Here is a 22,390-nt window from a genome sequence, read left to right on the forward strand (position 1 = left end):
ATTGATAAGGCTTTTGGTATGACCCTTTCAGAGTCTTCTGCTCTTTGCTATAACTGCCAGCAACCTGCGACGATTTGCTTCACGGAGATTTCTGATACCATCACCTCGCGATGCTACGTATGCGACAACTGCCCATATCCCTCTCGGTATTATGACCGAGAAACCCTTCTTGCTTCCCCTACCAATCTCGAACTCATTCTAGAATGCGGCAACTGTAAAACGAAATGGTGCATTCGCGATACTGATAAAATCTTATTAGGATGTCCGTTATGCTATAGGACCTTTAAATCTCTAATTCTATCTAGGCTCTTGCGTTATCAAGCCATTTCATCCTATACATCAGACAAGACCAATCACTTTCATATCGGCCGAGCTTTGGGAAATGTAGAAACACCTAGTGTCACCCCCGCTATGCAATTGATCGCCTTACATGAAGCCTTACAAGAGACTCTGCGCCGAGAAGATTATGAGCAAGCCGCAGAAATTCGTGATCAGATTAATCAGCTAAAAAATCAGAATACTACCGATGCTTCCTAACGATATCCTTACAGCTATTGCTGCTACTAAGTACTCGTCCAGAATAGAGACTTTACGTCCTATTTCTACACTCTCCTTATCAAGGAATCTTTCTGTTGCTAAATTCGTGCCCTGTCTCTCTAAAGAGAATAAACGAGATATTTTAGAGACAATCGCAAAACCGTTTTTAAATATTGAAGGAGAAGAATTTTATCTTCTCCCGCTTAAAGATTTACCGGTTTGGCAACGAGAGTGTCTATTGGAGCACTATCTTTTCCCCTATGATTTAGGAAGTTGTTTAGAGGGAGAGGCTCTGATGGTTAATCGAGCAGGAACTCTCCTGATAGGGATTAATCTTTGTGATCATTTGATCATACACGGTATCGATTTTGTATGGCAGCCAGAAGTTTTGCTACAAAAGTTGATAGATTTAGATATACGCTTACAAAAGAGTCTTTCTTTTGCTTTTTCTACTGATTTTGGATTTTTAACTACGGATCCTTTACGCTGCGGAACGGCGCTCACTGCTCGAGCTTTTGTGCATGTTCCTGCACTTAAGCACAGAAACAAACTCACAGAGCTATTAACTCCTCACCAACGTGAGTTTACGTGTTCTTCATTACTTCCGTTATCTCAGGAATCTTTAGGGGATATTCTATGTTTATCCAATATATGCTCGCTAGGCCTATCCGAAGAGCAGATTCTTTCTTCTTTAAGATTTGTTGTAACGAAAATTTTATCTTCAGAGACTGAAGCTAGAGCTTTGCTCTTAAAAGAACATTCCACAGAAGTGAAGAACCGGATACTTCGTGCTATAGGCATGCTGACACATTCTTGTTGTTTAGATTTACAAGAAGCCTTGGATGCAACAAGTTGGATACGGTTAGGAATGAGTATGCAATGGATAGAAGATCAAGAAAAACACCCTTTATGGGATCCTATGTTCTGGGAACTACGCCGAGGCCATCTTGTTTTATACAACCAAGACGCTTCAAATCAGACCATTGAGAAAGAAGTGATTGCTCAGATACGAGCTCAGACAACAAAACCTCGGGCAGAGCGATTGACTATTCGAGTCTGAAAGAGGGGACGAAGGAATGATTGCTTTCCTCTTTCGTACTTAGACACTGACGGCTTGTTACATGAACAAATATCTAAGGACTCCCCTAACCAATACACCCTACCCGAGCATGCCCAAAGCCGGGATCGAACCGACGACCTACGCGTTACGAATGCGTTGCTCTACCAACTGAGCTATTTAGGCCAACTCAATAAAAAGCCAAGAGAACTGGAGATACGGCTAACTCCAGTCCCTCTTGACTTCCCCCTTATGCAAAAACATTAGAGTCAGAAGCTATTCCATGGCGTTAGAATACCAACTTGCAATCCTTATAACATTATTCAGCTTCTATTTCCAGCATTTTAAAATCACTTTCTGCTTGGATCTTAGGAATATGCTGACATTCGGGAGCATGACGAGGAGCAATTTCTAAAGATCCTCTTTCACTTTCCCAGTTATAACGATATCCTTCTTTGTTAGATAAGGCCGTTCCTTCTTCGAAACTACTGATGACTTTTGGTTTAATAAAAATCATAATATTGCGTTTCTGACGCTGATCAATCGTCCGACTAAAGAGACCTTTAACTAAAGGAAGAGAACTGAGCAAAGGAACACCGGAAACTACTTTTGTCAGTTTATCCCGAATATGCCCACTCATCACAAGGAAACATCCGTCAGGTACTTGTAACCTTGTAGCCGCAAACGTTTTGTCTGTCACAGGAGTGAGCACTCCTTGTGCTGAATGTAACTCTGAAATTGTTTGCTCAATCTGTAGAGTCACAACGTTATTAGGAGCTATCGTTGAAGTTACTACAAGATTTACTCCAATATCTTCATACTCAATGTTCTGTGTAACAGAGCCTGTTTCTTGAATAATCGTACTTGTAGTTTGGAAAGGAATCGTCTGCCCCACAAAGAAGGACGCCTGCTGCGTATCTTGCGCCATGATTCTAGGGTTAAGCACAATTGTTGTATCCCCATCTTGATCTAAAGCGCTTAATAATCCCCCTAACGTCAAGTAAGATTTCCCATTATGGCTGAGAACATTTCCAATAATTCCCAAGCCAAAAGCAGAAGATCCGTACATCATATCGCTGATCCCTGCTAGCTGACCTGGAGTTGGCAGTGAAATATTTCCTGGATTTGGAGCTATAGGCAATGCTTGATTGCGGAAAGGCTCCGTTAAACCTGTATTGCTTAATAACCCAGAAGCGTACGCTACTTTACCCTGCTCATCGCCAAGAGCTGCCCACTGGACTCCAAAATCCCAAGATTTTTCCAAACTAGTCTCTAGAATCAACACTTCAATGTACACTTGTTTTGGTGGAAGATCTAGTCCATTTAACAAGCTCACAACTTTATCTACATTAGCTTGGTTTCCAATAACGACGATGGAGTTATTGACAGGCAACCATTGAATACTGTTCAGCGTATTGATGAAATCTTCATCCATCGCTGTTGTAACATAAAGATTGTACCCAATATCCTGGATTGCCTGCGCGATGGCAGCACCATTTTGATATTTCAATTTATACATGAAAAAACGCAGGCTCTTGGGATTCGCAGCCCCGGAGCTGCCTAAAGCAGCTGCAGGACTCGTCACATCATCTAAAGTATGTGCCATTTCTGGAATATCAAGAGACTCCAACAATTGAATAGCCTTCGCTGTCAATCGTGGAGACGAAATAACAAAAATTTTATTTGTTCCTGGTTGAATGAAAATCTGAAAAGCCTCTTCTTCTGCCATGGCTCCAAGAACATCTTGGCAATAGCTAACCAACGCAGCAGGATTGGCAAACTGCACCTCATATTCAGACATATCAATAGCAGCACCAGGACTATCTAATGCTTGCAGTAACTCTCGAACTTTTTCAATATTCCCTGCAATGTCAGAAACAATAATGTGTCTTGTAGATTCTGATGCACTGACAATAGCATCATGAGAAAGAAGTGGTTGAATAATTCCTACAGCAGCAGAAGGACTTACGCTGTATAAACGGAAAACACGTGTAACCACTACAGCTTCGCACGTATTTTTCGCAGATCCATCCGTAACTACGGTTGATAATTTCGAAAGTTTCGGATTCCGATAAATTAGTACGTTGTTCCCTTGCTCAACGACTTTTAAGTCGTGCATTTTTAATACTTGTAAGAGAATCGTTGCTAAATCATCTACAGAAGTAGGATCGTGAGAAACAATGGTCACATTAAATTGTAAGTCATTACTATCGAAAACGAAATTCGTTCCTGAAATTTTACTTACAAATTGCAACAGCTCTAAAATAGAGATATCTTCGAAATTTACAGTATAGCCAACATCTTTCAAATCCTGACAAGTCAACGAGCGTTGATTCAATCTTTCAAGAACTTTTTTTTCTTCTTCTTGATCTTGGCTGCTATCTTGTACAGTTTTGATAGAAGGGTCTTCGGAACCCTTAAGATCTCGTTTTCCTGATTGAGGGCCCTCACTTCCTTTAGTAGAAGCTGCTTTATGCTGCTCTTCTATCTGCTTTCTTACACTGAAATTAATCGCATTAACTGCACGACGCGCGTAGTTCTGTTTGTCCTCCCAAAGCTTAAAAGCCTCTTCCTCTTGTTTAGAAATATCTTGTTCGCTGGCCTTTTTTTCCTTAGTCACTGCAGACTGCTTAGCTGTACCCGGCAAATATCGAGGCTCAGGACGGCGTCTCTCTTCAGACCTTGGCATGGGCTGAGGAGCCTGCTGCGTAAAGTTAGGCGAAAAAATTTGATGATTTTTCTTAAAATGACGTGTTTGCGTCATGGGAGCTTGTGGAGTAGCTGGGCTCGCTTTTACCGATACAGAGCGTGCGGGTGATGAAGGTCCCGTTACTGGCTTCGCTCCCGGAGCACTCTTTTTAGCTAAATTTTTCGCGATATTCTTAGGACAAGCTGCTATATGCTGATCCGTATCATGATAGTTCTGCAAAGATATGGATGGATTGCTTAGACCCTCTTTAGACTGTGAATTCACACTTAACAACGCCGCATCTAGAACAACTAACGCAGACAAGAGGCCCAATTTCTTGTTATTTTGAATGATTCTTAAAATCTTGCTTCCTATTTTCGACGTCACTATGTTCACCGGACTCTTTTTAAGCTGATAAGTGTTGAAGGATAAAGACTTCCGTCAAGCTTCTGCCTTATTCCCTTTTGTAGGTCACCTGTTTGGCAGAATATATCTATTTGCCCTCTATCTTGCAACTTCAGGAAAGAAGGGCAATACAAATAGACCAAATCTCTAGCCTTTGGAGTATGCACGATTAGCTCATCACCAAGTTCCCACACAACGGATTGTTCGTGGATCTCTAGGGAAACCTCCTCCCCAATTCCTTGCGATTCCGCTTGAAATCGTTGCACCCCCTTTGTTTGCTTTTTTAACGAGAAATCAGTTTTCCCACAAGAAAAGCACATGAGTTCTTCTGGTAAAAATATAAAACAACAACAGGAAATCCCCCCTTCACAAATAGGGATTCCCATTGTTTTACAAAGATTATCGATTGTATTTATTACTGTTAAAATATCCTTTGTTGCCTCTTGCCTTTGATGAAGAAACTGTTTGATCATACTGAAAGCAAAACTACAATTCCCCTGAGCATAGCAAAACCAAAATTCCACTACGTCTCCAAACACAAGCATATCATAGTAAATATTATGTAAATAATAGGACTCTTTATGTGTATATATCTGAACGAGCATTTCCTCTGGAGCAGAAAGTTTTTCTGGAGACAACCATAAACTTTGTTGGTGCATCTGTTCCAGTTGAGAAAGGACACGATCTTTTTGGCGATAGTCTTCGTGCACATCATGCACAAGATATTCTTGTAATGCCAGAGCAAACTCCCGCATAGAAGGAAAGCGTGCTGCCGGTGATGGTTGAAGCGCACGCGTTAAAATTTTACTAATTTTTGACGGAAGTAAAGATAAATATACCTTTCCTAAAGAAAGTTGCCCTATGATTAGTTCGTAGGCTAATAACCCTAAAGCATATACATCTGATGCTGGAGATAGTGTTTCCTGTCTGCTTTGCTCAGGGCTCATGTATGCGGGCGAACCCCAATGATTGAACTGCCAAGCCGAAAGCCCGTAATCGATTAATTTAATCTCTCCTAATTGAGACAGCACTACGTTTTCTGGTTTGATATCAAGATGTAAAACTTGATGTTGATGAAGGGTAGTGATCGCCTGTGCTATTTGTAAAACAATAGAAATGGCCTTATCTAAGGCTATTTGAGATGAGAGGATACTTTCTCGCAGAGAATTTCCTAAAATATATTCGGAAACAAAATAACGTCCTCGCTCCCATTCTCCTATTTCCTCTAGTCGAACAAAAGCAGGATGGTCTACAAGCTGCATGATTCTCGCTTCCTTCTCAAAAGCTCGTAGAAAGCGTTGATCATGAATTCCTGGAGAAACCAGGGTCTTGATAACTACAGGACGAGAAGATCTTTCGTCGATCCCTTGATAAACAGTTAATCCTACTTTACGACTGAGTTCTCGCGTTAAGAGATAGTTCGCTATAGATGAGGAAAATGGTATACCCAATCCAAGCATAAAGACTTATACTTTTCGTTAAAAGAGCGTTTCTTATACTTCTAAAACTTGAATTCCTAGAACATCTTGCAAAGCAAGAATATTGCCACGTCCAACTTTAGCTCCATTAAGAATAATATCGACACCTAAAGCAGGATGTACGCCTTCCAAGGGTAAAATACCTCCTGGGCCCAGCTTCAAAAACTCTCCGACAGAAAGAGAATACCGAGCTACTTCAGCAACAATCTTCATTGCTGACGGCAAAGGAGCCGCAGGAACCTCTGCGCTTTGTTCCTCAGGAGGATTTTCCAATTGAAGTTCTTGCAGGCCGGTAATTTTAAAAGATCCAGACTGCTTATCTAAAAACCGTCCACCAAAAAACCGTGTGCCTTGAATAGACAGAAAAGCTCCTGCGTCCCCTGTATCTGGGTCATACAAACATGCGTCTAGAAGAATAAAACTCCCAGGAACAACTTGATGCCAATCTTCTTCAGAAATCTGACAGAAGCCCACTTCTACAGCGAGTGTGACAGGAGCTAGGAGATCCACTTTCTGCATATCGAAAGCTTGATCTTTTTCCGCCAGGAATTTGTAAGCGCTTTGAGCTGTAGTCTCAGGAACTAAAAGAGAAAAGCGTACATAGGCACTATCTAAGCGGCAGACAACTTGTACGACATGATAGTCTCCCTGCAACGAGCGAGCAGAAAATGCCACATCACCTGTGACCCGTAAAGCCATAGAAGGAATCCAAACGCTTTCTTGGAAGAGCTTGCAAATCTCTGCAACAAAATAGTAATGAAATCCCAACAACCGGTCCTTTTCGTAAAAATAGGAAGTTAGAGAATTGTCATTAAAAATCGTCCCTATCAGAGCTTGCAAATCTTCTTCTGAAGAAACTAAATAAAACTCTCCCGACTCAAAAGGAGTCGCCAAAAAAGATTGTAATAAAACATGCTCTCCGTACTCCTGCACAGCAGTTGCAGCAGAAAGAAGTCCTCGCGAAACAAAAGATAGCTCAACTTCTTCTAATTGAAACTTATCTTTAAGTTTCTGCTCACACTCTTGCTTTGGGAAAACAGGAAGAGAAGAAGCCTCTTCCTCCTGTTTTTGCAAAGAACGTAGTAATTCTTCTCTAGCTTTTAACCAACCACTACTAGGCTCTGCTGCAACTGCCATGGGGATACCTTATATCTGAGCTTCTTCTACTTTCTTTTCTTGATGATGTTCTTGATGATGTTCTTGTTGGCCCTTATCCTTTTGCTCTCCCTCTTGATCATGATGACGAATGGAAGCAGCAATCATATGCAAAGGAGTTTCCATTTTTTCAATAGTAGGCAAGTTCATAGCAACATTACCGACAACAAACTCTGTGAGATTTAACTGACGAGCTTTCAAAGAACCTACTAAAGATGCTAACTGCTCAGGGTTTTGCTGAACTAATTGAATAGCTTCTGCAACCTGAGTCTGATCGACAAAGCTCGAGAACGACACTGCAACGTTTTCTCCAGTTTGCACCAAAGTGAGATTCGCACCACAAAAAGCTTCTGGAACTGTGTTGCTGTTATCCAAAACAATTTCCACTAACTGTTTTCCATCTACATCAGCAACTAATAAAGACTCAACTGTAGACAAAACAAGGTGCTCAACCCATTGTAAATCTATTTGACTCACTGTTATAGAACTTGTCTCCATCATGACTTCGCTTGCTACAGCCATAGGTGTATCAACGAGAGCCATTCCGGATGTTGGATTGCTTCCAGCAAAGAATCCGTCTTCTTTTTTCTCCTCTTCCTCTCTGGAAGAAACGTTCTTGGAATTATCTTCAACCACATTCTCTTCAGAATTTTTTGCAGATTCTTGACGAGAAGTCGTTCTGCCTGCCATACGATCCAATTTCTCTTGTTTAGCTGAAGATTTTCCTTCTAAAGAAAAAACTTTAACCTCTCTTTGATCTCTTGGCTCGTGTGCATCCGCTCGCGGTTGATTATGTTCAACTTTTGCACTAAACAAAGATTCAGAAGTTTTATTTAATTCCATACACTAATTCTCCCCAGATTCCCGTTGTTTTTGCTTACGTAATTGATGAAGCAACTGCCCCATTTCATCTTGCTCTTTTTCTTCCTGGCGAGCTTCTTCTTTAAGCGCTTCTTTCATCCATTCTTCTTTATGCAAGCGCGTTTTTTCTTCCTCTTTACGTCGCTTTGTCAGCTCTACCTCAGCTCTTTCCAGCTCCTTCGCTGCTGCTAGTACATTCTCTTTCTGTTTATTGACTTTGTCTTCTTCCTCAGAAAGCTGTATAGCGACAACCTTGATGTAAGCTTTCATTTTAAGAATCGCATCACTTGTCGTCCCATCATCCAACTGCTCTCTGAGCTGTCGAATTTTTTGCATATAGTGATTCTTAACTTTGTCACGCTCAGCTTCGCATTCACGCAATTTTTCCTGCTCTAATTCTAAAAGTCTGCGCTTCTCTTTAACGACCTTTTCTGCTCTGTCTACACGATCCTTTTTAATGGATAAGACAGGCTCTAAAGGATACTTAACCACACGATCCTACTATTTTTTAGACTTATCGGAATATTGCCCGTAACTGTTGAGCAGCTTCCTCATAATTCGTTTTTTCATGAATGTCTTGTTTGAGGAAACGATTCAATTTATCAATATGATCAATAGCAAAATCCACTTCGCGATCAGATCCTCGACGATATTCCCCAATACGAATCAACATTTCATTCGCTTTATATTTTGCTAAAACTTCTCGAGCTCGACCAATAATACGTCGCTGTTCATCAGGAACAATCGCTGTCAATAATCGGCTAATAGACGCTAACACATCAATTGCAGGGTAATGATAAGCTTGTGCTAATGCATTAGAAAGAACGATGTGTCCATCCAAAATGGATTTAACTTCATCCGCTACAGGCTCATTCATATCATCCCCAGCCACTAACACGGTATAAAACGCAGTGATTGTTCCTTTTTCAGACGCGCCCGCTCTTTCCAATAATTTAGGCAAGGTCGAAAACACAGAAGGTGTATATCCAGCACGGGCAGGAGGCTCTCCAGCTGCAAGACCAACCTCACGCAAAGCTCGAGCAAAACGCGTCACGGAATCCATCATAAGAATCACTGTCTTACCTTGGTCTCTAAAATATTCCGCTATAGCAGTACCTACATAAGCAGCATTTAATCGTAATTGTGAGGACTGATCAGACGTAGAAACAACAATCACAGAACGTTTCATTCCTTCTTCACCGAGGTCATTCTCTATGAATTCCCGAACTTCTCGTCCCCGTTCCCCGATCAACGCAATTACGTTAATATCTGCTTCTTCCGCATTACGAGCAATCATCCCCAATAAAGAAGATTTTCCTACTCCCGCTCCAGCGAAAATACCGACTCGTTGTCCTTTGGCAACAGTAAGCATACCATCAATGCATCGAACTCCCGTAGACAAAATTGTACGTAGCTTTGCTCGATGTAATGGATCTGGGGGAGCTTTAAAAATAGGATAAATAGCATCGACATCTTGGAGAGGCCCCTTCGTCTCCGTATCAATAGGCTCTCCTAGACCATTTAACACACGACCTAACAGCCCCGCTCCCGCCCGAATATGTAAAGGTAAGCCTGTGGATATCACTTCGGAAGAAGGGCTCACTCCTGTTAACTCCCCTAAAGGGGAAAGGAATACAAAGTTTTGCGTAAACCCAACAACCTCGGTGACTAAGGGCTCCATTTCGTGGCGTTTCACTAAACACACCTCGCCAACCCGAACATCGGGAACAACAGCTTTGATTAACATCCCGACAACTTCGATAATACGCCCAACAACAGCTGTCAATTGCACATCAGGCAATTGCGTCATGAGCGAATCAAACTCGGTCGTGAGCTCTTCCATGTTAACCTAACTGTGTTGTCATGATCGTTTTTATGCTACTTACTGTCGCGCCCAAAATACTGGCAAATAACTCCGCACGTTGCGTAGCTCTCTGAACGGCATATTGAACTTTTAAGAAGTCTGCAAGCGTTTCTCTTTCTCCATTACGATCAGAAAAATATAACAACGCCCGATTTAAAATCTCTTCTCCTGAAGAAACCCAATCTACCATCTTGCGTGTTACTGATCTTTCCTCACCACTGTTCTCGTGCTGGATCGTCTGTTGTGTGTGTTCAGCTATAGTCTGCAAATCTCCATTGATCAAATTAACGATTACATCCAAAGCATCCATATGCTCTGCAGCTAACCGATCTGGATTCTGATTTTGCATTTGCATTTGCGCATCCCACAAACGATGTTTCAACAAATGAATTTGCTCTTGCAACTCTTCAGAATCTAAAGCTTCTTCTAACTCTGGATCGATCAACTTTGAATTTTTATCTTGCATCATAGCCATCAAAGATAATTTCTCAGCGGATACCCTCGAATCAAAAGCTGCATTCTCGCCTCCTAAAGAAAAAGAGGCTATATTCTTACTTAATTCGCTGGGCATAGGAGATGCTGCGGGTTTATTAACCCCAACATTCTCCTGATCCCCATCGAAATTTGGAAAAAGCTTAAGAGGATCTATCACAGTATACCTCGTTCTTCCTCTAATCTAATTTAAAGGGCCACCACTTTTAGCAACTAACCCATCGTGCCAATCAAGAACCGATCTTACTAAAGCTCTTGTTGACTCTATTTCACAATTCTCTAGTACTTGCTCAGCTAAAAGTAAGCAACGCTCTAAACTTTCTCTACGAACTTCAAAGGAACTTCCCTGTTGAAGCACGATCATCATTAACGTTAATGATAGAAATGCCTTAGCGCTCCAATTATCTGGATCTTTTTCAGCAACAGCACGAAATAGGTTTTCTGCTTTTGTTAGTTCCATCTTATGCAAATAAATCAGACCCACCCCTAATTCATATCCTGCATGCTCAGGATCTAACACATGCAATGCCTGAAACAAAGCTTTAGCACTAGCCTCATCCCCCTGTTTGATAGCGACCATTCCCGCTTCAAACAACAATGCAAAATCTTCTTTAAATACATCCAAATCAGCCATGACTCATCTCTTATTTTATTAACTTCCTTTAACAGCTCTTGCCATGGTGATCATCTCTGTATTCACCGCAGTCAAGATGTTGGATACCGACTCCATATATTGAGACAAAATTTGCATACGGAACTGCAAATTAAACATTGTCCCCAGGTCTACAGTTCCTTGCGTGGATGTTTCTAATTCTGTTAGATATTGCTGTACTCCTTGAACGTATTTGCATACGCCATCCAGCATCTGATTGAAATTAAAAGCCGAACAACTACCGCTCGCCATAGATACTCTCTCCTTTACCGTTTACATTACATCATTTTACGGTTGATACGTCCTAGCACCTTTTGAAGAGCTACATATCCCGCGAGTAATGTTTGTTGTTTCTCAAAAGACTCTTTAGAAGCTCCTTCTCGAAGAGAAGATGTCAGCATTTGTACTTTATTCTGTACATTGGTGTTTATTTCATGGGCTTTGGTTAAATCGTGCATGTCCTGCTCTAGATCAAATAACTGTCGTGCAGCCTTTTCTTCTTTAGCTGCCGAATTTTCCATATTAAACATAGATTTATTCCTACCTGGAAGAATTAAATAAACCTCGAATCGCCTATTTATTGTACTCAATTTTATATTTCAACCCTTCCCGTTCTAAAAAGATACAATGCGGCTGAATGCTCGTTACCGTCATTCCATCTAAAACATCACCTCGAGTTAAAATACGCCCATTAACGACTACATTGATGCTGATATCCCCACATTTAGAAAACCCAGTTACCCGATAACGACCGGGATACCGCATATTCAAATCAATAACCCCTTCTTCAGCAGGCAGCAAGACAACAAAGTTCTTCACAACACGAATTCCAACAATATCTTGCAATTCTTGCACAACTGTTCGGAATTTATCAGCATCCTTGTTGTTGATATATCCTGTTAAAACAGCTTCTCCATTAGTAAAAGAAACGTGCACATTGGCGAAGCCAGATTGTATCAGATGCCCAGCAAGGGCTTTCATGACTTGGGATTCAACCACAACTTTGTTGTCTAACAACGAAAGATAATTAAAATGTAGGTTCAAATAATCAGCTAAGCAAGCTGCTTGTTCTTCCGTTTTTAAGTAGCCACTGATCACAAAAATCCCTGGCTCTGGGGATTGCATGCTAATGCCTTTAAATTCAGGCTTTTTAGAGAGCAAGATATTCATCTCTTGCCATACTGCTTCATCATCAATGACATTATCATCAACAGATTTGACAAACGGCAACGCATCGACTTTATATAGTAATTCACTCTTATCGATGCTGTTACTTACGTGACCAATTAAAAATAACTGCCCATTATTTTTATTAAATGTAAACCGTACAGTAGGAAACTGATGAATAACATGCTCGATATCGTGGATCAAGTCTACTTGATCTACAGAAACGACTTCCGTTGTATGGAATAAAGAAGCTGTTCCTATTCCAAAAAGAAGCGCTAATCCACCTATGAATAGCGTTAAAATAAATGCCCCTGTTGGTAATGTCGCTCGCTTTCTCTTTTCTTCTTCTTCTTCTTCTATTCTAGCAGCAACCTCTTCCGGAGACTGTGGTCGCCCAAATAGACCATAATCTTCCGAAGAAATGGTTGCCATTACTGTGTTGGAAGGAGCCGCATAGTCAACGAGTAAGAATAATGTTGTTCCTAGAGCAACAACTTGATTAGCAGAAAGAGTGGATTGATTCTCGATCTTTCGACCTTCAACAATTACCCCATTTTTACTGCCTAAATCCTCAATTAAGACCGTGTTATCATTTCCTATGATGATTTTCGCATGCTGACGCGAAATACTCATATCACTCAAAACAATATCTGCAACTGTAGGATCGCTTCCAATGATATAAGTTTTTCCACTGTCTAAATGAAACTCTGCGCCAATATTAGCCCCTGCAAGAACTTTTAATAAAAATCGAGAAGGCTGTGTTAAATCTACGGCCACTTGTTTCTGCGCGAGATCTTCTATCTCGGCAGGAAAGACTCCTTGATCAAACCGGAACAAATCTTGAACATTAAAGGGAGCCAAAACTTCTTCTTTTTTCTCTTCGTTAGACGCTGCCTCAGATTGCTCTGTATTTGTTTTTTCCTCGACAGGCTCCTCCTCTTCAGGTCTTTTTTCTTCTTCACTTAATTCAGGATTTTCTTCTTCTTTCTCAGAAGTACCTTCAACTGGAGCTGAAGGATTTTCTTCTGCTAAATCTTCAGTTTCTGCAGGTTGCTCAGAAGCATCCGCAGGGGCTGGTGGTGTTTGAGCAGGCTGTTCCTCGCTCTCGGGGCTTGAAAAAACAGGTTCTGAAGCAGAAGAAAGCTGCGACTGCTGATTTTGATCGGGCGATGTTTTGTTCTCTTCCATACTCACGTTTTGAGATTGGGTTGATTCACCACTGCCTGATGGAGTAGTTTGTTTAGGTTGTTCTTGATTTACTAAAGACGGTTTAAGATTTTTAGCCTCTTCGGTAACAGGAGCTGCTTTCCCCTCTTCCGGAGAAATATTTTGATGAGAATTCTCTCTTGCTTCACTGCCATCCTGTTTAACAGAAGCTAAAAAAGACGCCGCTAATTCTTGTTCTTTTTCTGTTGCCTGACTTGAAGCTTCTCCAGAAGTGGAAGAAGCTTTCGGAGAAGATGAGTTCCCTGTTCCTGCAGAAGAGCTAGAAACGTTCTGCTCTACCTGCTCTTGTTCACTATTATCTCCCGTTTGTATTGATATTTCTATATCACCTTCTACAGCCTCTCCCTCAAAAAAGGAAAACTGACAGCTTCCCATAGCGAAAGAATCCTTGTCTTTCAATAAGACAGGGTCGCTGATAACAGAGCCATTCACAGAAACTGGCCGTGACAAATCTAGGTTTTCGAGATAATACTTGCCCCCCCTCGCTGTTATACGAATCTGAATAGGAGCAAGCTTATCATCCTGCAAAAGAATGTCACTTGCCTTTCCATCACTTCCGAGCGACCAGCTGGTTCCATTCTCTAAAATAATGACGGTTCCAGACAAGGGCCCTTTATCAACAACTAAGCGTATCCCCATCCCTTACTCCTGCTCCGTTCTACTTAACCCTAAATCTTCAAGCCATGCCTCGGCATAATTCAAGACACTTTCTACGTAATTGGCAAAATCTTCTTGAGAGACCTCGCCTGGAACACGCCGCACAAGCACTGCATGTCCGTCACTATCAAGTCCTAAAGCAGCTCCCCCGGTTTCCTGACCAAATAAATTGCCTTCCATCATTCGGGTATATGCTTTTTCTATATCCATAGATGTGGGAATTTCTCCCAAAAAAGCGCTGATGATAATTTCTTCATCAGCATTCTGGCGAACACGTAGCCGTACAAGACTACTGATTGGCAGCACATAGGCTCCATCGGCGTCGAATTCTAATTCGGACGCCACTCCCATGTAAGCCACAAAATTTTTTACCAACTTTTCTAACATGTGTTCACGAGTTTATCTCTAGCAGAAAGCGCTGGGTCTGCAATACTCTATACTTAGCTGTTGGAAAAAGACCCACTGACCTTATGCTGAGTTATGCCAATACCCACCTTAAAAAGAAAAACGATTTCTCATCTCGACAGCAAGGCCTTTTCTGTTTTTTCTTTTATCTCTTTCAATGTAAAGCAGAAAAGAATTCCAGAAAAATTGGATATAATCGACTCGTTCCTTTGATTTCTAAAGACATCTCCTAAGCACACTTCCTTTGGAGTCTCCCTTAGACACAACTCTCTGGGTTAAAGTAGATCTTGTGTCATAACATACGGAGAACATGCACCTTCATCAAAAAAATCATCTATACAAGAAATAACACGTATCTAAGAAATCTCAAGAGAAGCCCATCTTCCTTTTGATCTTTGTTCTTAGGTTAAGCGTAGCTTAACAGATCCCCCCTCCCTGCTTTCTATCAAGACTTTGCATTCCATCATCTAGGGAATTCGCAAGCTTCCGAATGAAAGGCCAAATAGGGCAACGTACCTCTAATACACGAATATGTCAACTTGAAAGTTCTTGCTTTAAAAAGTCCGTAACAAAACGAAAAAAAAATTCGTTTTTGGTCTTTTTTTTATAAAGGCTCTCAAATAGTCTCTCATCTATTTTTCTTTGCTTTCACAAACTGCATTTTGTTGTCTTATCTTTTGAGAAAACTTTTCTTAAGTTTCACATATATGAGCATTTGCTTAAGCATGAGGCGCAACACAAAAACGACGTTCAAGCCGACGATCTAAAGACTCCCAGCAACGATAAGCCCCCTCTTGTAAACTTTGGAGTTGTGTTACGCTAACTTGAAGTTGATGTTGCCTTAACCATTCGCTGATTTGTTCCATATCGATATAGTTATGACAAAAGGCTGCTTGCGCAGAAAGAGCTCGAGGAACTGCAAAATCAAATACTACTCGCTCTGGGAAATCCCAAATTTGTTCCCAATTCGGATAAGGAGGAGTACGAAGAAGTTCTGAAGAACCCAAAAACACTACCTGATAAGGATCACGAAAAGACACTTCTTCTCGCAAAACTTGATGAGCTAATAACATAGGGAGTTCTTGACGAGAACAGAAAGTAAGACAGGAAAACCCTTGCTTTTGCAAATCATGAGCAACCATACGGTTAATCTCGGAATACCCCATGAATAACAAGGCTGAGTTCAGAGCAATCTTTCGTTTTTGTAGTTCTTGATTAACAAAGGTTGAGATTGTGATCCCCGAGCGAGGAGCGCATCCTTTTGCCCGAAAACTCTTCCCCTCTTTAAGAGCTTTTTGAAAAAGAAAATGGAGAATAAAAGAAAGTTTCCGCTCTCCAGCAGCTTGCAAATAAGCGCGTCTAACCTGCCCTTGAATCTCTGTCTCTCCAAGAACTAGGCTATCCAAGCCTCCCGCTACACAAAACAAATGAGAAAAACATTCATGATTCCGATAAAAATAGGGCGTTGCCCCTAAAGCAAGCATGTCCTTTTTTAAGGCGAAAAACAACTCATCCGTAGCGATACCGTACAACTCTACCCGATGACAAGTGGATAGCAAAACATAGTTGCCCTCTTCTAGAAAGGGATCTTGATCTAAAGAAACCTGTGCTTGTTGTAAAATCTGAAGAACTTGCTCTCGTTGTTGCAAAGGAGTCTCCCGATAGCTTACTCCAATAACACCTAACGAAAGCTTTGTCCTCATTCGTCTTTTCCTTCTCTAACCACTGTGGTTCCCGTCGGCTTATTCTCCTTGTTTCTTGATTTTATACCAATATTTTTGATCTGCTCTTCCCCTCTTGCTATTTCGAAAAAGAAACCCACTTGTACTCTAGAGCTTAAAATAACAAAAACGTTAAAAAGGCTCTTACCATTCAGAATGTCGCCACATATAGAGGTGCGAGATAAAAGAAATACTACGCCTTACATTAATTTTCTAAAGAGAGCATAACTATAACCGTTTGTTTTTAGAAACCATAGCATCCTTTATTAAATCTTAATTTTATTCTAAGAATTCTTATGCGAAAAAAAATGTCCTACTCAGAAGCTTCTATCGTCTCTTTAGCTTCTTTAGATCATATTCGTCTCCGAGCTGGTATGTACATTGGACGACTAGGAGATGGCTCTCAACCGGAAGATGGGGTATATACTCTATTTAAAGAAGTTGTTGACAATGCCATCGATGAATTTGTCATGGGGTATGGACAAACTATCTTTATAACTGGAGATGCTCATAAACTTTCCGTCCGAGATGAAGGACGAGGAATCCCTTTAGGCAAGGTTATTGATTGTGTTTCCAAGATTAATACTGGAGCTAAGTATACCCAAGATGTCTTTCATTTTTCTGTTGGACTAAATGGTGTGGGACTCAAAGCAGTCAACGCCTTATCACAACATTTCTCTGTACGTTCTGTGCGGAACAAAAAATTTCTGAAAGCCTCTTTCTCCAAGGGTATTCTCTTGAACACAGAGCAAGGATATACTGAAGATCCCGATGGCACAGAAATCGTCTTTTCTCCTGATCAAGAACTGTTTGCTCATTTTTCTTTTCACTCTGAATTTTTAAAAAAGAAAATTCGTCAATATACCTATCTCCATCCTGGCTTAAAGATTTTTTACAACGGAGAATCCTTTATCTCTCAATTTGGCCTAACAGATCTTTTCGAAGAAGAGATTCAACAAGCGGTTCTCTATCCTCCTATTGCTTTCCAGCATCCGGATCTATCCTTTCTCTTTTCCCATACAGAGACCTCTTCGGAACAATACCGCTCCTTTGTTAATGGACAAGAGACCACAGATGGCGGGACACATCTCACAGCTTTCAAGGAAGGTGTGGTTAAGGGTATTAACGAATTTTTCGGGAAAAATTTCTCCTCCCAAGATATTCGCGATGGCCTTGCTGGCTGCATCGCGATTAAAATCGCCTCTCCCATTTTTGAATCTCAAACAAAAAACAAACTTGGGAATACTGACATCCGCGCAGACTTAGCCAAACGTGTGAAAGAAGCTGTCCTCTCTTGCCTGAAACAACATCCCTTAAGTGCAGAGCGCATCCAAGAAAAAATCAAATTCAATGAAAAAACCCGAAAAAATGTACAACTTCTTAAGCAAGAGCTCAAAGATAAACAAAAAAAACTGCACTATAAAATTCCGAAGCTTCGGGATTGTAAGTTCCATTTCACAGACAACTCTTTGTATGGCAAGAATTCTTCGATTTTCATTACCGAAGGAGAATCTGCTTCTGCCTCCATCCTTGCTTCTCGAAATCCTTTAACACAAGCTGTCTTCTCTCTACGAGGGAAACCCATGAACGTCTTTTCATCAAAAGATGAAACTATCTACAAGAATGATGAACTCTTTTACCTAGCAACAGCTCTGGGGCTACATAAAAATTCTTTTGAAAATCTTCGTTACAATTACATTATCTTAGCTACAGATGCTGATGTTGATGGAATGCATATTCGTAATTTAATGATTACCTTTTTCCTAAAAACTTTTCTTCCTCTCGTTGAGCGCAACCATCTGTTTATCTTAGAAACCCCTCTTTTTAAAGTTCGTTATAAAGATGACACCTTTTATTGCTACTCAGAGGAAGAAAAATTGGCTACAATAAAGCAACTTGGAAAAAAAGAAGCTGCTCTTGAGATCACTCGTTTTAAGGGTCTCGGAGAAATTTCCCCTAAAGAATTTAAGTCTTTTATTGGTGCAGATATGCGCCTAACGCCTGTCTCTCTCCCTAACAAAGACACTTTAGATTCTCTCTTACAGTTCTATATGGGGAAAAATACCAAGGAAAGAAAACAGTTTATTATTGAAAATCTAGTTACCAATGTATGAGCGATATTTCAGACTTATTTAAGACTCATTTCACACAATACGCGTCTTACGTAATCTTAGAGCGCGCAATTCCTCATGTTTTAGATGGGCTTAAGCCTGTGCAAAGGCGTCTCCTTTGGACTTTATTCCGCATGGATGACGGGAAAATGCATAAAGTAGCCAATATTGCTGGCCGGACGATGGCGCTACACCCTCATGGTGATGCACCTATTGTGGAAGCCCTTGTTGTTCTAGCAAACAAAGGCTTCCTTATAGAAACACAGGGAAATTTCGGGAATCCTCTCACAGGAGATCCTCATGCTGCAGCTCGTTACATAGAAGCTCGTCTGAGTCCTTTAGCGAAAGAAGTACTTTTTAATACCGATCTCATGACATTTCATGATTCTTATGATGGACGGGAACAAGAACCGGATATTCTAGCCGCGAAAATTCCCGTATTGCTTCTCCATGGAGTAGATGGTATTGCCGTAGGCATGACTACAAAAATCTTTCCTCACAACTTCTGCGAATTACTAGAAGCTCAAATTGCTATACTCAATGACCGTTCGTTCTCTCTTCTTCCGGACTTTACCTCCGGAGGAGTCATGGATGCTTCCGATTACCAGGATGGCTTAGGATCTATCACTATCCGTGCAACCATAGACATTATCAACGATAAAACTTTACTAATTAAAGAGATCTGCCCATCAACAACGACAGAAACTCTGATTCGCTCCATTGAAAATGCTGCTAAACGTGGGATCATCAAAATCGATTCTATTCAAGATTTCTCGACAGATCTTCCTCATATTGAAATCAAACTCCCTAAAGGAGTACATGCTAAGGACCTACTACAACCTCTGTATGCTTATACTGAGTGTCAAGTTGTCTTAACCTCTAGACCCACGGCTATCTATCAAGGGAAACCTTGGGAAACTACCATTAGCGAGATCCTACGTTTACACACTGAGACTCTCCAAAACTATCTAAAAAAAGAACTCTTGATTTTAGAAAACTCGCTCAATCGAGAACTTTACCATAAAACGCTTGAATATCTATTTATCAAACACAAGCTCTATGATGTTGTCCGTGCTATGCTTTCCAAACGAAAAACGGTACCCTCAACAAGTGCGATTCACAATGCAGTTCTAGAAGCTTTAGCACCTTTTCTTGGAACACTGCTTCCTCCCGATAAGCAAGCAACCACACAACTTGCTTCGTTAACCATCAAAAAAATACTTTGTTTTGATGAAAGCTCGTACGAAAAGGAACTGGCCTCCTTAGAGAAAAAGCGCGGGCTAGTACAGAAAGATTTGGATCAACTGAAAAAATATACGATTCTTTATATCAAAAAACTTCTTGATACCTACAAGCATCTCGGAAAACGAAAGACAAAAATAGAAATATTTGAAAGCTTACCCTCTGACAAAGCGGTCACTCACAAGAAAGTTAGGGAAGCCACGACCCTTCATGAAGAAGACTCTCTAACCCTGAAGTAAGACAAACCTTTATATCAATAAAGATTACCTTCCTTCCGAAGAAAAAAAATCTGCATCACGACGCATGTGTACTGCACGTCCACAAAACCGTGAAAACAGAAGACAAAAGAAGCTCACGCTTATCGTTCTTCCATGATTTCTAGGCTAACTTTCACATTGTCTCGACTTGCAACGGAGACGAGCAAGGTACGAATCGCTTTGATTGTTCGTCCTTCCTTCCCAATAATCTTACCAATGTCTCCCTTAGCAACTGTGAGTTCATAAATAATCGTATTCGTCCCCTGCACCTCTTTCAGATGCACTTCCTCTGGCTTATCAACAAGATTTTTGACAATATATGCTAAAAACTCTTTCATGCGAAGCAAACCCTACACAAGCTTTTTCGAAGATGTGAAAGAAAAATAAAATAATAACTTAATATAATTTTACATTTCTTATTTAAAAAACAAAACTACCTAGTCATTTCAGACCAATCACACGAACTATCCATTACAGAAAGTCCTTCTCTAAACTCCTTTTCTATGAGGGAACTCATGTCGTCTGGAAGCTTTGTCACTAGCTCTACTCGCTCCGCACTCTCCGGATGAGTAAAAACTAAGCTATAGGCATGTAATTGTTGTTTGTCAAGACCGTAACGAAAGTTTATGGCAGGGAGCCCATAAACGGGATCTCCGAGAATCGGAGTTCCAAGATATTTCATATGTACACGAAGCTGATGAGTTCTCCCCGTCTCTGGATATAAGGCAACTACACTCAACTGTCCATTTGAAGCTAAAACACGGCAATGTGTGATAGCTTCCTTTCCTCCCTCCGAGTTTTTAGCGACTACCATCATTTCCTTTCGTTTTACAGGATGACGTGCTATGCGCGTATGAATCTTCTCTTGAGTAGGGGCTTTTATACAAATAGCAATATAGAGTTTCTTAATCTGTTTCTTTGCAAAGAGCTCACCATATAGAGCCTTAGCTCGCCGTGTTTTTACTGTAATAAGAAGCCCTGAAGTGTCTTTGTCTAAGCGATGTACAATCCCTGGACGCCAAGGCTCCTCAGGGAACTCTTGTTTTAGGCGCTCCCCGATTTCATGAAGCAAGGCATGCACTACCGTTCCTTGTAGATGTCCCGGTGCTGGATGAACCACCATATTGCGAGGTTTATTGATAACTAAAACCATATCATCTTCATAGACCTTATCCAGAGGAATATCCTCTGGTAATAGAGAGGAGGGAGCCTCTTCTTCAATCAGATCAACCTCCACCTCATCTCCGGGAACCAGCAAATACGAAACGCGTGTTCGCACTTGCCCATTGACACGAACGCGCCCACTCTCTATCTGTTGCTGATAAAAGGCGCGAGAATAGGCTCCATGATACAAGACAAGGCCTTTATCTAGGCGTCCTATCAACGCCTCGTTAACAACAAAAGAAAAAAAAGTTGATGGGGCAACGATTTCCAAGGGAGAACTCCTTAGAATACAGCTTATCTATTTGCAACCCGATTATGATATCGCTCGGAAAAGATTTTATTCAACCTCACCAATCGTTAAGAAATGCTAATAAAAAGATCGAAAACCCCTTCCATAATCACTTGTTTAGCCTCGCAAGCGAGTAACAAGGGATCACGATCCAGAAAAAAATGAAACCGTTGTTGCCATAGGCTTGTGACATGTCTTACCTGTAGCTGCCAGGCCTCCACAGACATAGGAAACTTCTTTACAGGCTTTGCTAAGTAAACCCTCTGCTTATAGCGAATCGGCATCAAATATTTCTCAGCATCGAATAGGACAGTTGTGCTTTGATCACTGCTCAACCTGTCTATCTCTTCCTCACGCAGAAGAAAAGCTAAGAAGTAGAGGATTTCCATCAGTCTTTGTAAACAGAACGCATTCTTTTTGAGGCACGTTGGGCTCTATCCATCTCCTTATGGACAGTTGTAAATGTAGAGATAAGTAAGGATTGCAAGAAGCGGTCGTACATTTCCTGCCCTTTCTGCTCTCCCATTTTAGCAATAAGAGCCTGACGCAACTGATCTAAAGAACGCACTGGCCCATCAAAAGTCATGGTGGAGGGAACAGTCTCATTTCTCAATCTTCCTTCAACAGAAGGCATTTTCTGGTTCTGAACAGATCGATCCGTTACGAACTGTGTGTCCATACAAGCAACTCCCCAAGCACAAAGACTTTTTTGTATTTTACTTGAGGCAAAAGTATTTTTCACAAGAGAAAGATGCGTAATCCAGCAAAGGACGCGCCATGTGTTTCGGACCGAGCAGGATTCGAACCTGCGACCATCCGCTTAGAAGGCGGATGCTCTATCCACTGAGCTATCGGTCCAAAAAGAAAGAGATCACTCCTTATGGTGCTGGAAATACTATACCGCAGATTTCGATTTTCTGGAAGCCCTCTTCCTTCTTCGGGATTTTGTAAGGTTTCTCA

At 41.0% G+C, this 22,390-nt stretch carries 21 protein-coding genes and 2 tRNA genes; 4 read left to right on the top strand and 19 right to left on the bottom strand.

What is annotated here, in order from left to right:
- Positions 1–18 precede the first annotated feature (18 nt).
- Positions 19–537, top strand: coding sequence for a UvrB/UvrC motif-containing protein (locus IJ490_RS03400; RefSeq protein ID WP_291893994.1), 519 nt, complete (start codon positions 19–21; stop codon positions 535–537).
- Entirely contained in the window at positions 527–1,597 is a 1,071-nt protein-coding gene (locus IJ490_RS03405) for a protein arginine kinase (RefSeq protein ID WP_291893997.1), read from the top strand. Before IJ490_RS03400 ends, IJ490_RS03405 begins: the two co-directional genes overlap by 11 nt.
- A 110-nt stretch (positions 1,598–1,707) precedes the next feature.
- On the opposite strand, the gene IJ490_RS03410 is transcribed toward IJ490_RS03405, so the two are convergent.
- The 14 genes from IJ490_RS03410 to IJ490_RS03475 all read right to left on the bottom strand — a co-directional run bounded on the left by IJ490_RS03410 (position 1,708) and on the right by IJ490_RS03475 (position 16,349).
- Positions 1,708–1,780: transfer RNA gene (locus IJ490_RS03410), tRNA-Thr, on the bottom strand.
- A 133-nt stretch (positions 1,781–1,913) separates the two neighbouring features.
- Positions 1,914–4,679, bottom strand: a complete 2,766-nt coding sequence (locus IJ490_RS03415) for a type II secretion system protein GspD (protein ID WP_291893999.1) — start codon at positions 4,677–4,679, stop codon at positions 1,914–1,916.
- Positions 4,676–6,148 carry a serine/threonine-protein kinase gene (locus IJ490_RS03420; RefSeq protein ID WP_291894001.1) on the bottom strand — a complete coding sequence of 491 codons (1,473 nt, stop codon included), beginning with the start codon at positions 6,146–6,148 and terminating at the stop codon, positions 4,676–4,678. Before IJ490_RS03420 ends, IJ490_RS03415 begins: the two co-directional genes overlap by 4 nt.
- A gap of 33 nt (positions 6,149–6,181) precedes the next feature.
- Positions 6,182–7,303, bottom strand: a complete 1,122-nt coding sequence (sctQ, locus tag IJ490_RS03425; RefSeq protein ID WP_291894004.1) for a type III secretion system cytoplasmic ring protein SctQ — start codon at positions 7,301–7,303, stop codon at positions 6,182–6,184.
- 9 nt (positions 7,304–7,312) lie between these two features.
- Positions 7,313–8,164, bottom strand: a complete 852-nt coding sequence (locus tag IJ490_RS03430; protein ID WP_291894007.1) for a DUF5421 family protein — start codon at positions 8,162–8,164, stop codon at positions 7,313–7,315.
- A 3-nt stretch (positions 8,165–8,167) separates the two neighbouring features.
- Positions 8,168–8,674 (bottom strand): type III secretion system protein CdsO, encoded by a 507-nt coding sequence (gene cdsO / locus IJ490_RS03435; RefSeq protein WP_291894010.1) that lies wholly within the window; start codon positions 8,672–8,674, stop codon positions 8,168–8,170.
- Positions 8,675–8,696: 22 nt separating this feature from the next.
- Positions 8,697–10,025, bottom strand: coding sequence for a SctN family type III secretion system ATPase CdsN (gene cdsN, locus IJ490_RS03440; protein WP_291894012.1), 1,329 nt, complete (start codon positions 10,023–10,025; stop codon positions 8,697–8,699).
- A gap of 1 nt (position 10,026) precedes the next feature.
- Complete coding sequence (locus IJ490_RS03445; protein ID WP_291894015.1) at positions 10,027–10,698, bottom strand: hypothetical protein; 672 nt, start codon at positions 10,696–10,698, stop codon at positions 10,027–10,029.
- Positions 10,699–10,722: 24 nt separating this feature from the next.
- Positions 10,723–11,172, bottom strand: a complete 450-nt coding sequence (locus IJ490_RS03450; RefSeq protein ID WP_291894018.1) for a hypothetical protein — start codon at positions 11,170–11,172, stop codon at positions 10,723–10,725.
- An 18-nt stretch (positions 11,173–11,190) separates the two neighbouring features.
- Positions 11,191–11,442, bottom strand: a complete 252-nt coding sequence (gene cdsF / locus IJ490_RS03455; protein ID WP_009872038.1) for a type III secretion system protein CdsF — start codon at positions 11,440–11,442, stop codon at positions 11,191–11,193.
- A gap of 26 nt (positions 11,443–11,468) precedes the next feature.
- Positions 11,469–11,720 carry a DUF5398 domain-containing protein gene (locus tag IJ490_RS03460; RefSeq protein WP_291894145.1) on the bottom strand — a complete coding sequence of 84 codons (252 nt, stop codon included), beginning with the start codon at positions 11,718–11,720 and terminating at the stop codon, positions 11,469–11,471.
- Between the two features lie 43 nt (positions 11,721–11,763).
- The gene (sctD, locus tag IJ490_RS03465; protein WP_291894148.1) at positions 11,764–14,223 is read right to left on the bottom strand and encodes a type III secretion system inner membrane ring subunit SctD; all 2,460 of its coding nucleotides are present in this window, start codon (positions 14,221–14,223) and stop codon (positions 11,764–11,766) included.
- A gap of 3 nt (positions 14,224–14,226) precedes the next feature.
- Complete coding sequence (locus tag IJ490_RS03470; RefSeq protein WP_291894151.1) at positions 14,227–14,628, bottom strand: CesT family type III secretion system chaperone; 402 nt, start codon at positions 14,626–14,628, stop codon at positions 14,227–14,229.
- A gap of 737 nt (positions 14,629–15,365) precedes the next feature.
- Positions 15,366–16,349: a glutamyl-tRNA reductase gene (locus tag IJ490_RS03475; protein ID WP_291894153.1), complete on the bottom strand. Its 984-nt coding sequence runs from the start codon at positions 16,347–16,349 to the stop codon at positions 15,366–15,368.
- A 314-nt stretch (positions 16,350–16,663) separates the two neighbouring features.
- Here IJ490_RS03475 and IJ490_RS03480 point away from each other — a divergent pair, with 314 nt between their 5' ends.
- A complete protein-coding gene (locus IJ490_RS03480) occupies positions 16,664–18,481 on the top strand; it encodes a DNA topoisomerase IV subunit B (RefSeq protein WP_291894155.1) in 1,818 nt (605 codons plus the stop codon).
- Entirely contained in the window at positions 18,478–19,959 is a 1,482-nt protein-coding gene (locus tag IJ490_RS03485; protein ID WP_291894157.1) for a DNA gyrase subunit A, read from the top strand. The genes IJ490_RS03480 and IJ490_RS03485 overlap by 4 nt, the downstream gene beginning before the upstream one ends.
- Before the next feature lie 119 nt (positions 19,960–20,078).
- Here IJ490_RS03485 and IJ490_RS03490 read toward each other — a convergent pair whose 3' ends face one another.
- The 5 genes from IJ490_RS03490 to IJ490_RS03510 all read right to left on the bottom strand — a co-directional run bounded on the left by IJ490_RS03490 (position 20,079) and on the right by IJ490_RS03510 (position 22,288).
- Positions 20,079–20,315: a KH domain-containing protein gene (locus IJ490_RS03490; protein WP_009872031.1), complete on the bottom strand. Its 237-nt coding sequence runs from the start codon at positions 20,313–20,315 to the stop codon at positions 20,079–20,081.
- A 95-nt stretch (positions 20,316–20,410) separates the two neighbouring features.
- On the bottom strand, positions 20,411–21,412 hold the full coding sequence (locus tag IJ490_RS03495) for an RluA family pseudouridine synthase (protein ID WP_291894186.1): 1,002 nt from the start codon (positions 21,410–21,412) through the stop codon (positions 20,411–20,413).
- A gap of 86 nt (positions 21,413–21,498) precedes the next feature.
- Positions 21,499–21,819: a hypothetical protein gene (locus IJ490_RS03500; protein WP_291894191.1), complete on the bottom strand. Its 321-nt coding sequence runs from the start codon at positions 21,817–21,819 to the stop codon at positions 21,499–21,501.
- Positions 21,819–22,109 (bottom strand): hypothetical protein, encoded by a 291-nt coding sequence (locus IJ490_RS03505; protein WP_291894194.1) that lies wholly within the window; start codon positions 22,107–22,109, stop codon positions 21,819–21,821. The genes IJ490_RS03500 and IJ490_RS03505 overlap by 1 nt, the downstream gene beginning before the upstream one ends.
- 106 nt (positions 22,110–22,215) lie before the next feature.
- Positions 22,216–22,288: transfer RNA gene (locus IJ490_RS03510), tRNA-Arg, on the bottom strand.
- Between the last annotated feature and the right edge of the window lie 102 nt (positions 22,289–22,390).

It is taken from the genome of Chlamydia sp. (assembly GCF_017472245.1).
GTDB lineage: Bacteria > Chlamydiota > Chlamydiia > Chlamydiales > Chlamydiaceae > Chlamydia.

Coding starts and splice junctions, on each gene's coding strand:
- cdsN (WP_291894012.1), bottom strand. CDS start 10,025: ATGGAAGAGCTCACGACCGAGTTTGATTCGCTCATGACGCAATTGCCT.
- IJ490_RS03400 (WP_291893994.1), top strand. CDS start 19: ATGACCCTTTCAGAGTCTTCTGCTCTTTGCTATAACTGCCAGCAACCT.
- IJ490_RS03485 (WP_291894157.1), top strand. CDS start 18,478: ATGAGCGATATTTCAGACTTATTTAAGACTCATTTCACACAATACGCG.
- IJ490_RS03505 (WP_291894194.1), bottom strand. CDS start 22,109: ATGGACACACAGTTCGTAACGGATCGATCTGTTCAGAACCAGAAAATG.
- sctQ (WP_291894004.1), bottom strand. CDS start 7,303: ATGGCAGTTGCAGCAGAGCCTAGTAGTGGTTGGTTAAAAGCTAGAGAA.
- IJ490_RS03460 (WP_291894145.1), bottom strand. CDS start 11,720: ATGTTTAATATGGAAAATTCGGCAGCTAAAGAAGAAAAGGCTGCACGA.
- IJ490_RS03430 (WP_291894007.1), bottom strand. CDS start 8,164: ATGGAATTAAATAAAACTTCTGAATCTTTGTTTAGTGCAAAAGTTGAA.
- sctD (WP_291894148.1), bottom strand. CDS start 14,223: ATGGGGATACGCTTAGTTGTTGATAAAGGGCCCTTGTCTGGAACCGTC.
- IJ490_RS03475 (WP_291894153.1), bottom strand. CDS start 16,349: ATGAGGACAAAGCTTTCGTTAGGTGTTATTGGAGTAAGCTATCGGGAG.
- IJ490_RS03490 (WP_009872031.1), bottom strand. CDS start 20,315: ATGAAAGAGTTTTTAGCATATATTGTCAAAAATCTTGTTGATAAGCCA.
- cdsF (WP_009872038.1), bottom strand. CDS start 11,442: ATGGCGAGCGGTAGTTGTTCGGCTTTTAATTTCAATCAGATGCTGGAT.
- IJ490_RS03405 (WP_291893997.1), top strand. CDS start 527: ATGCTTCCTAACGATATCCTTACAGCTATTGCTGCTACTAAGTACTCG.
- IJ490_RS03450 (WP_291894018.1), bottom strand. CDS start 11,172: ATGGCTGATTTGGATGTATTTAAAGAAGATTTTGCATTGTTGTTTGAA.
- IJ490_RS03470 (WP_291894151.1), bottom strand. CDS start 14,628: ATGTTAGAAAAGTTGGTAAAAAATTTTGTGGCTTACATGGGAGTGGCG.
- IJ490_RS03480 (WP_291894155.1), top strand. CDS start 16,664: ATGCGAAAAAAAATGTCCTACTCAGAAGCTTCTATCGTCTCTTTAGCT.
- IJ490_RS03420 (WP_291894001.1), bottom strand. CDS start 6,148: ATGCTTGGATTGGGTATACCATTTTCCTCATCTATAGCGAACTATCTC.
- IJ490_RS03500 (WP_291894191.1), bottom strand. CDS start 21,819: ATGGAAATCCTCTACTTCTTAGCTTTTCTTCTGCGTGAGGAAGAGATA.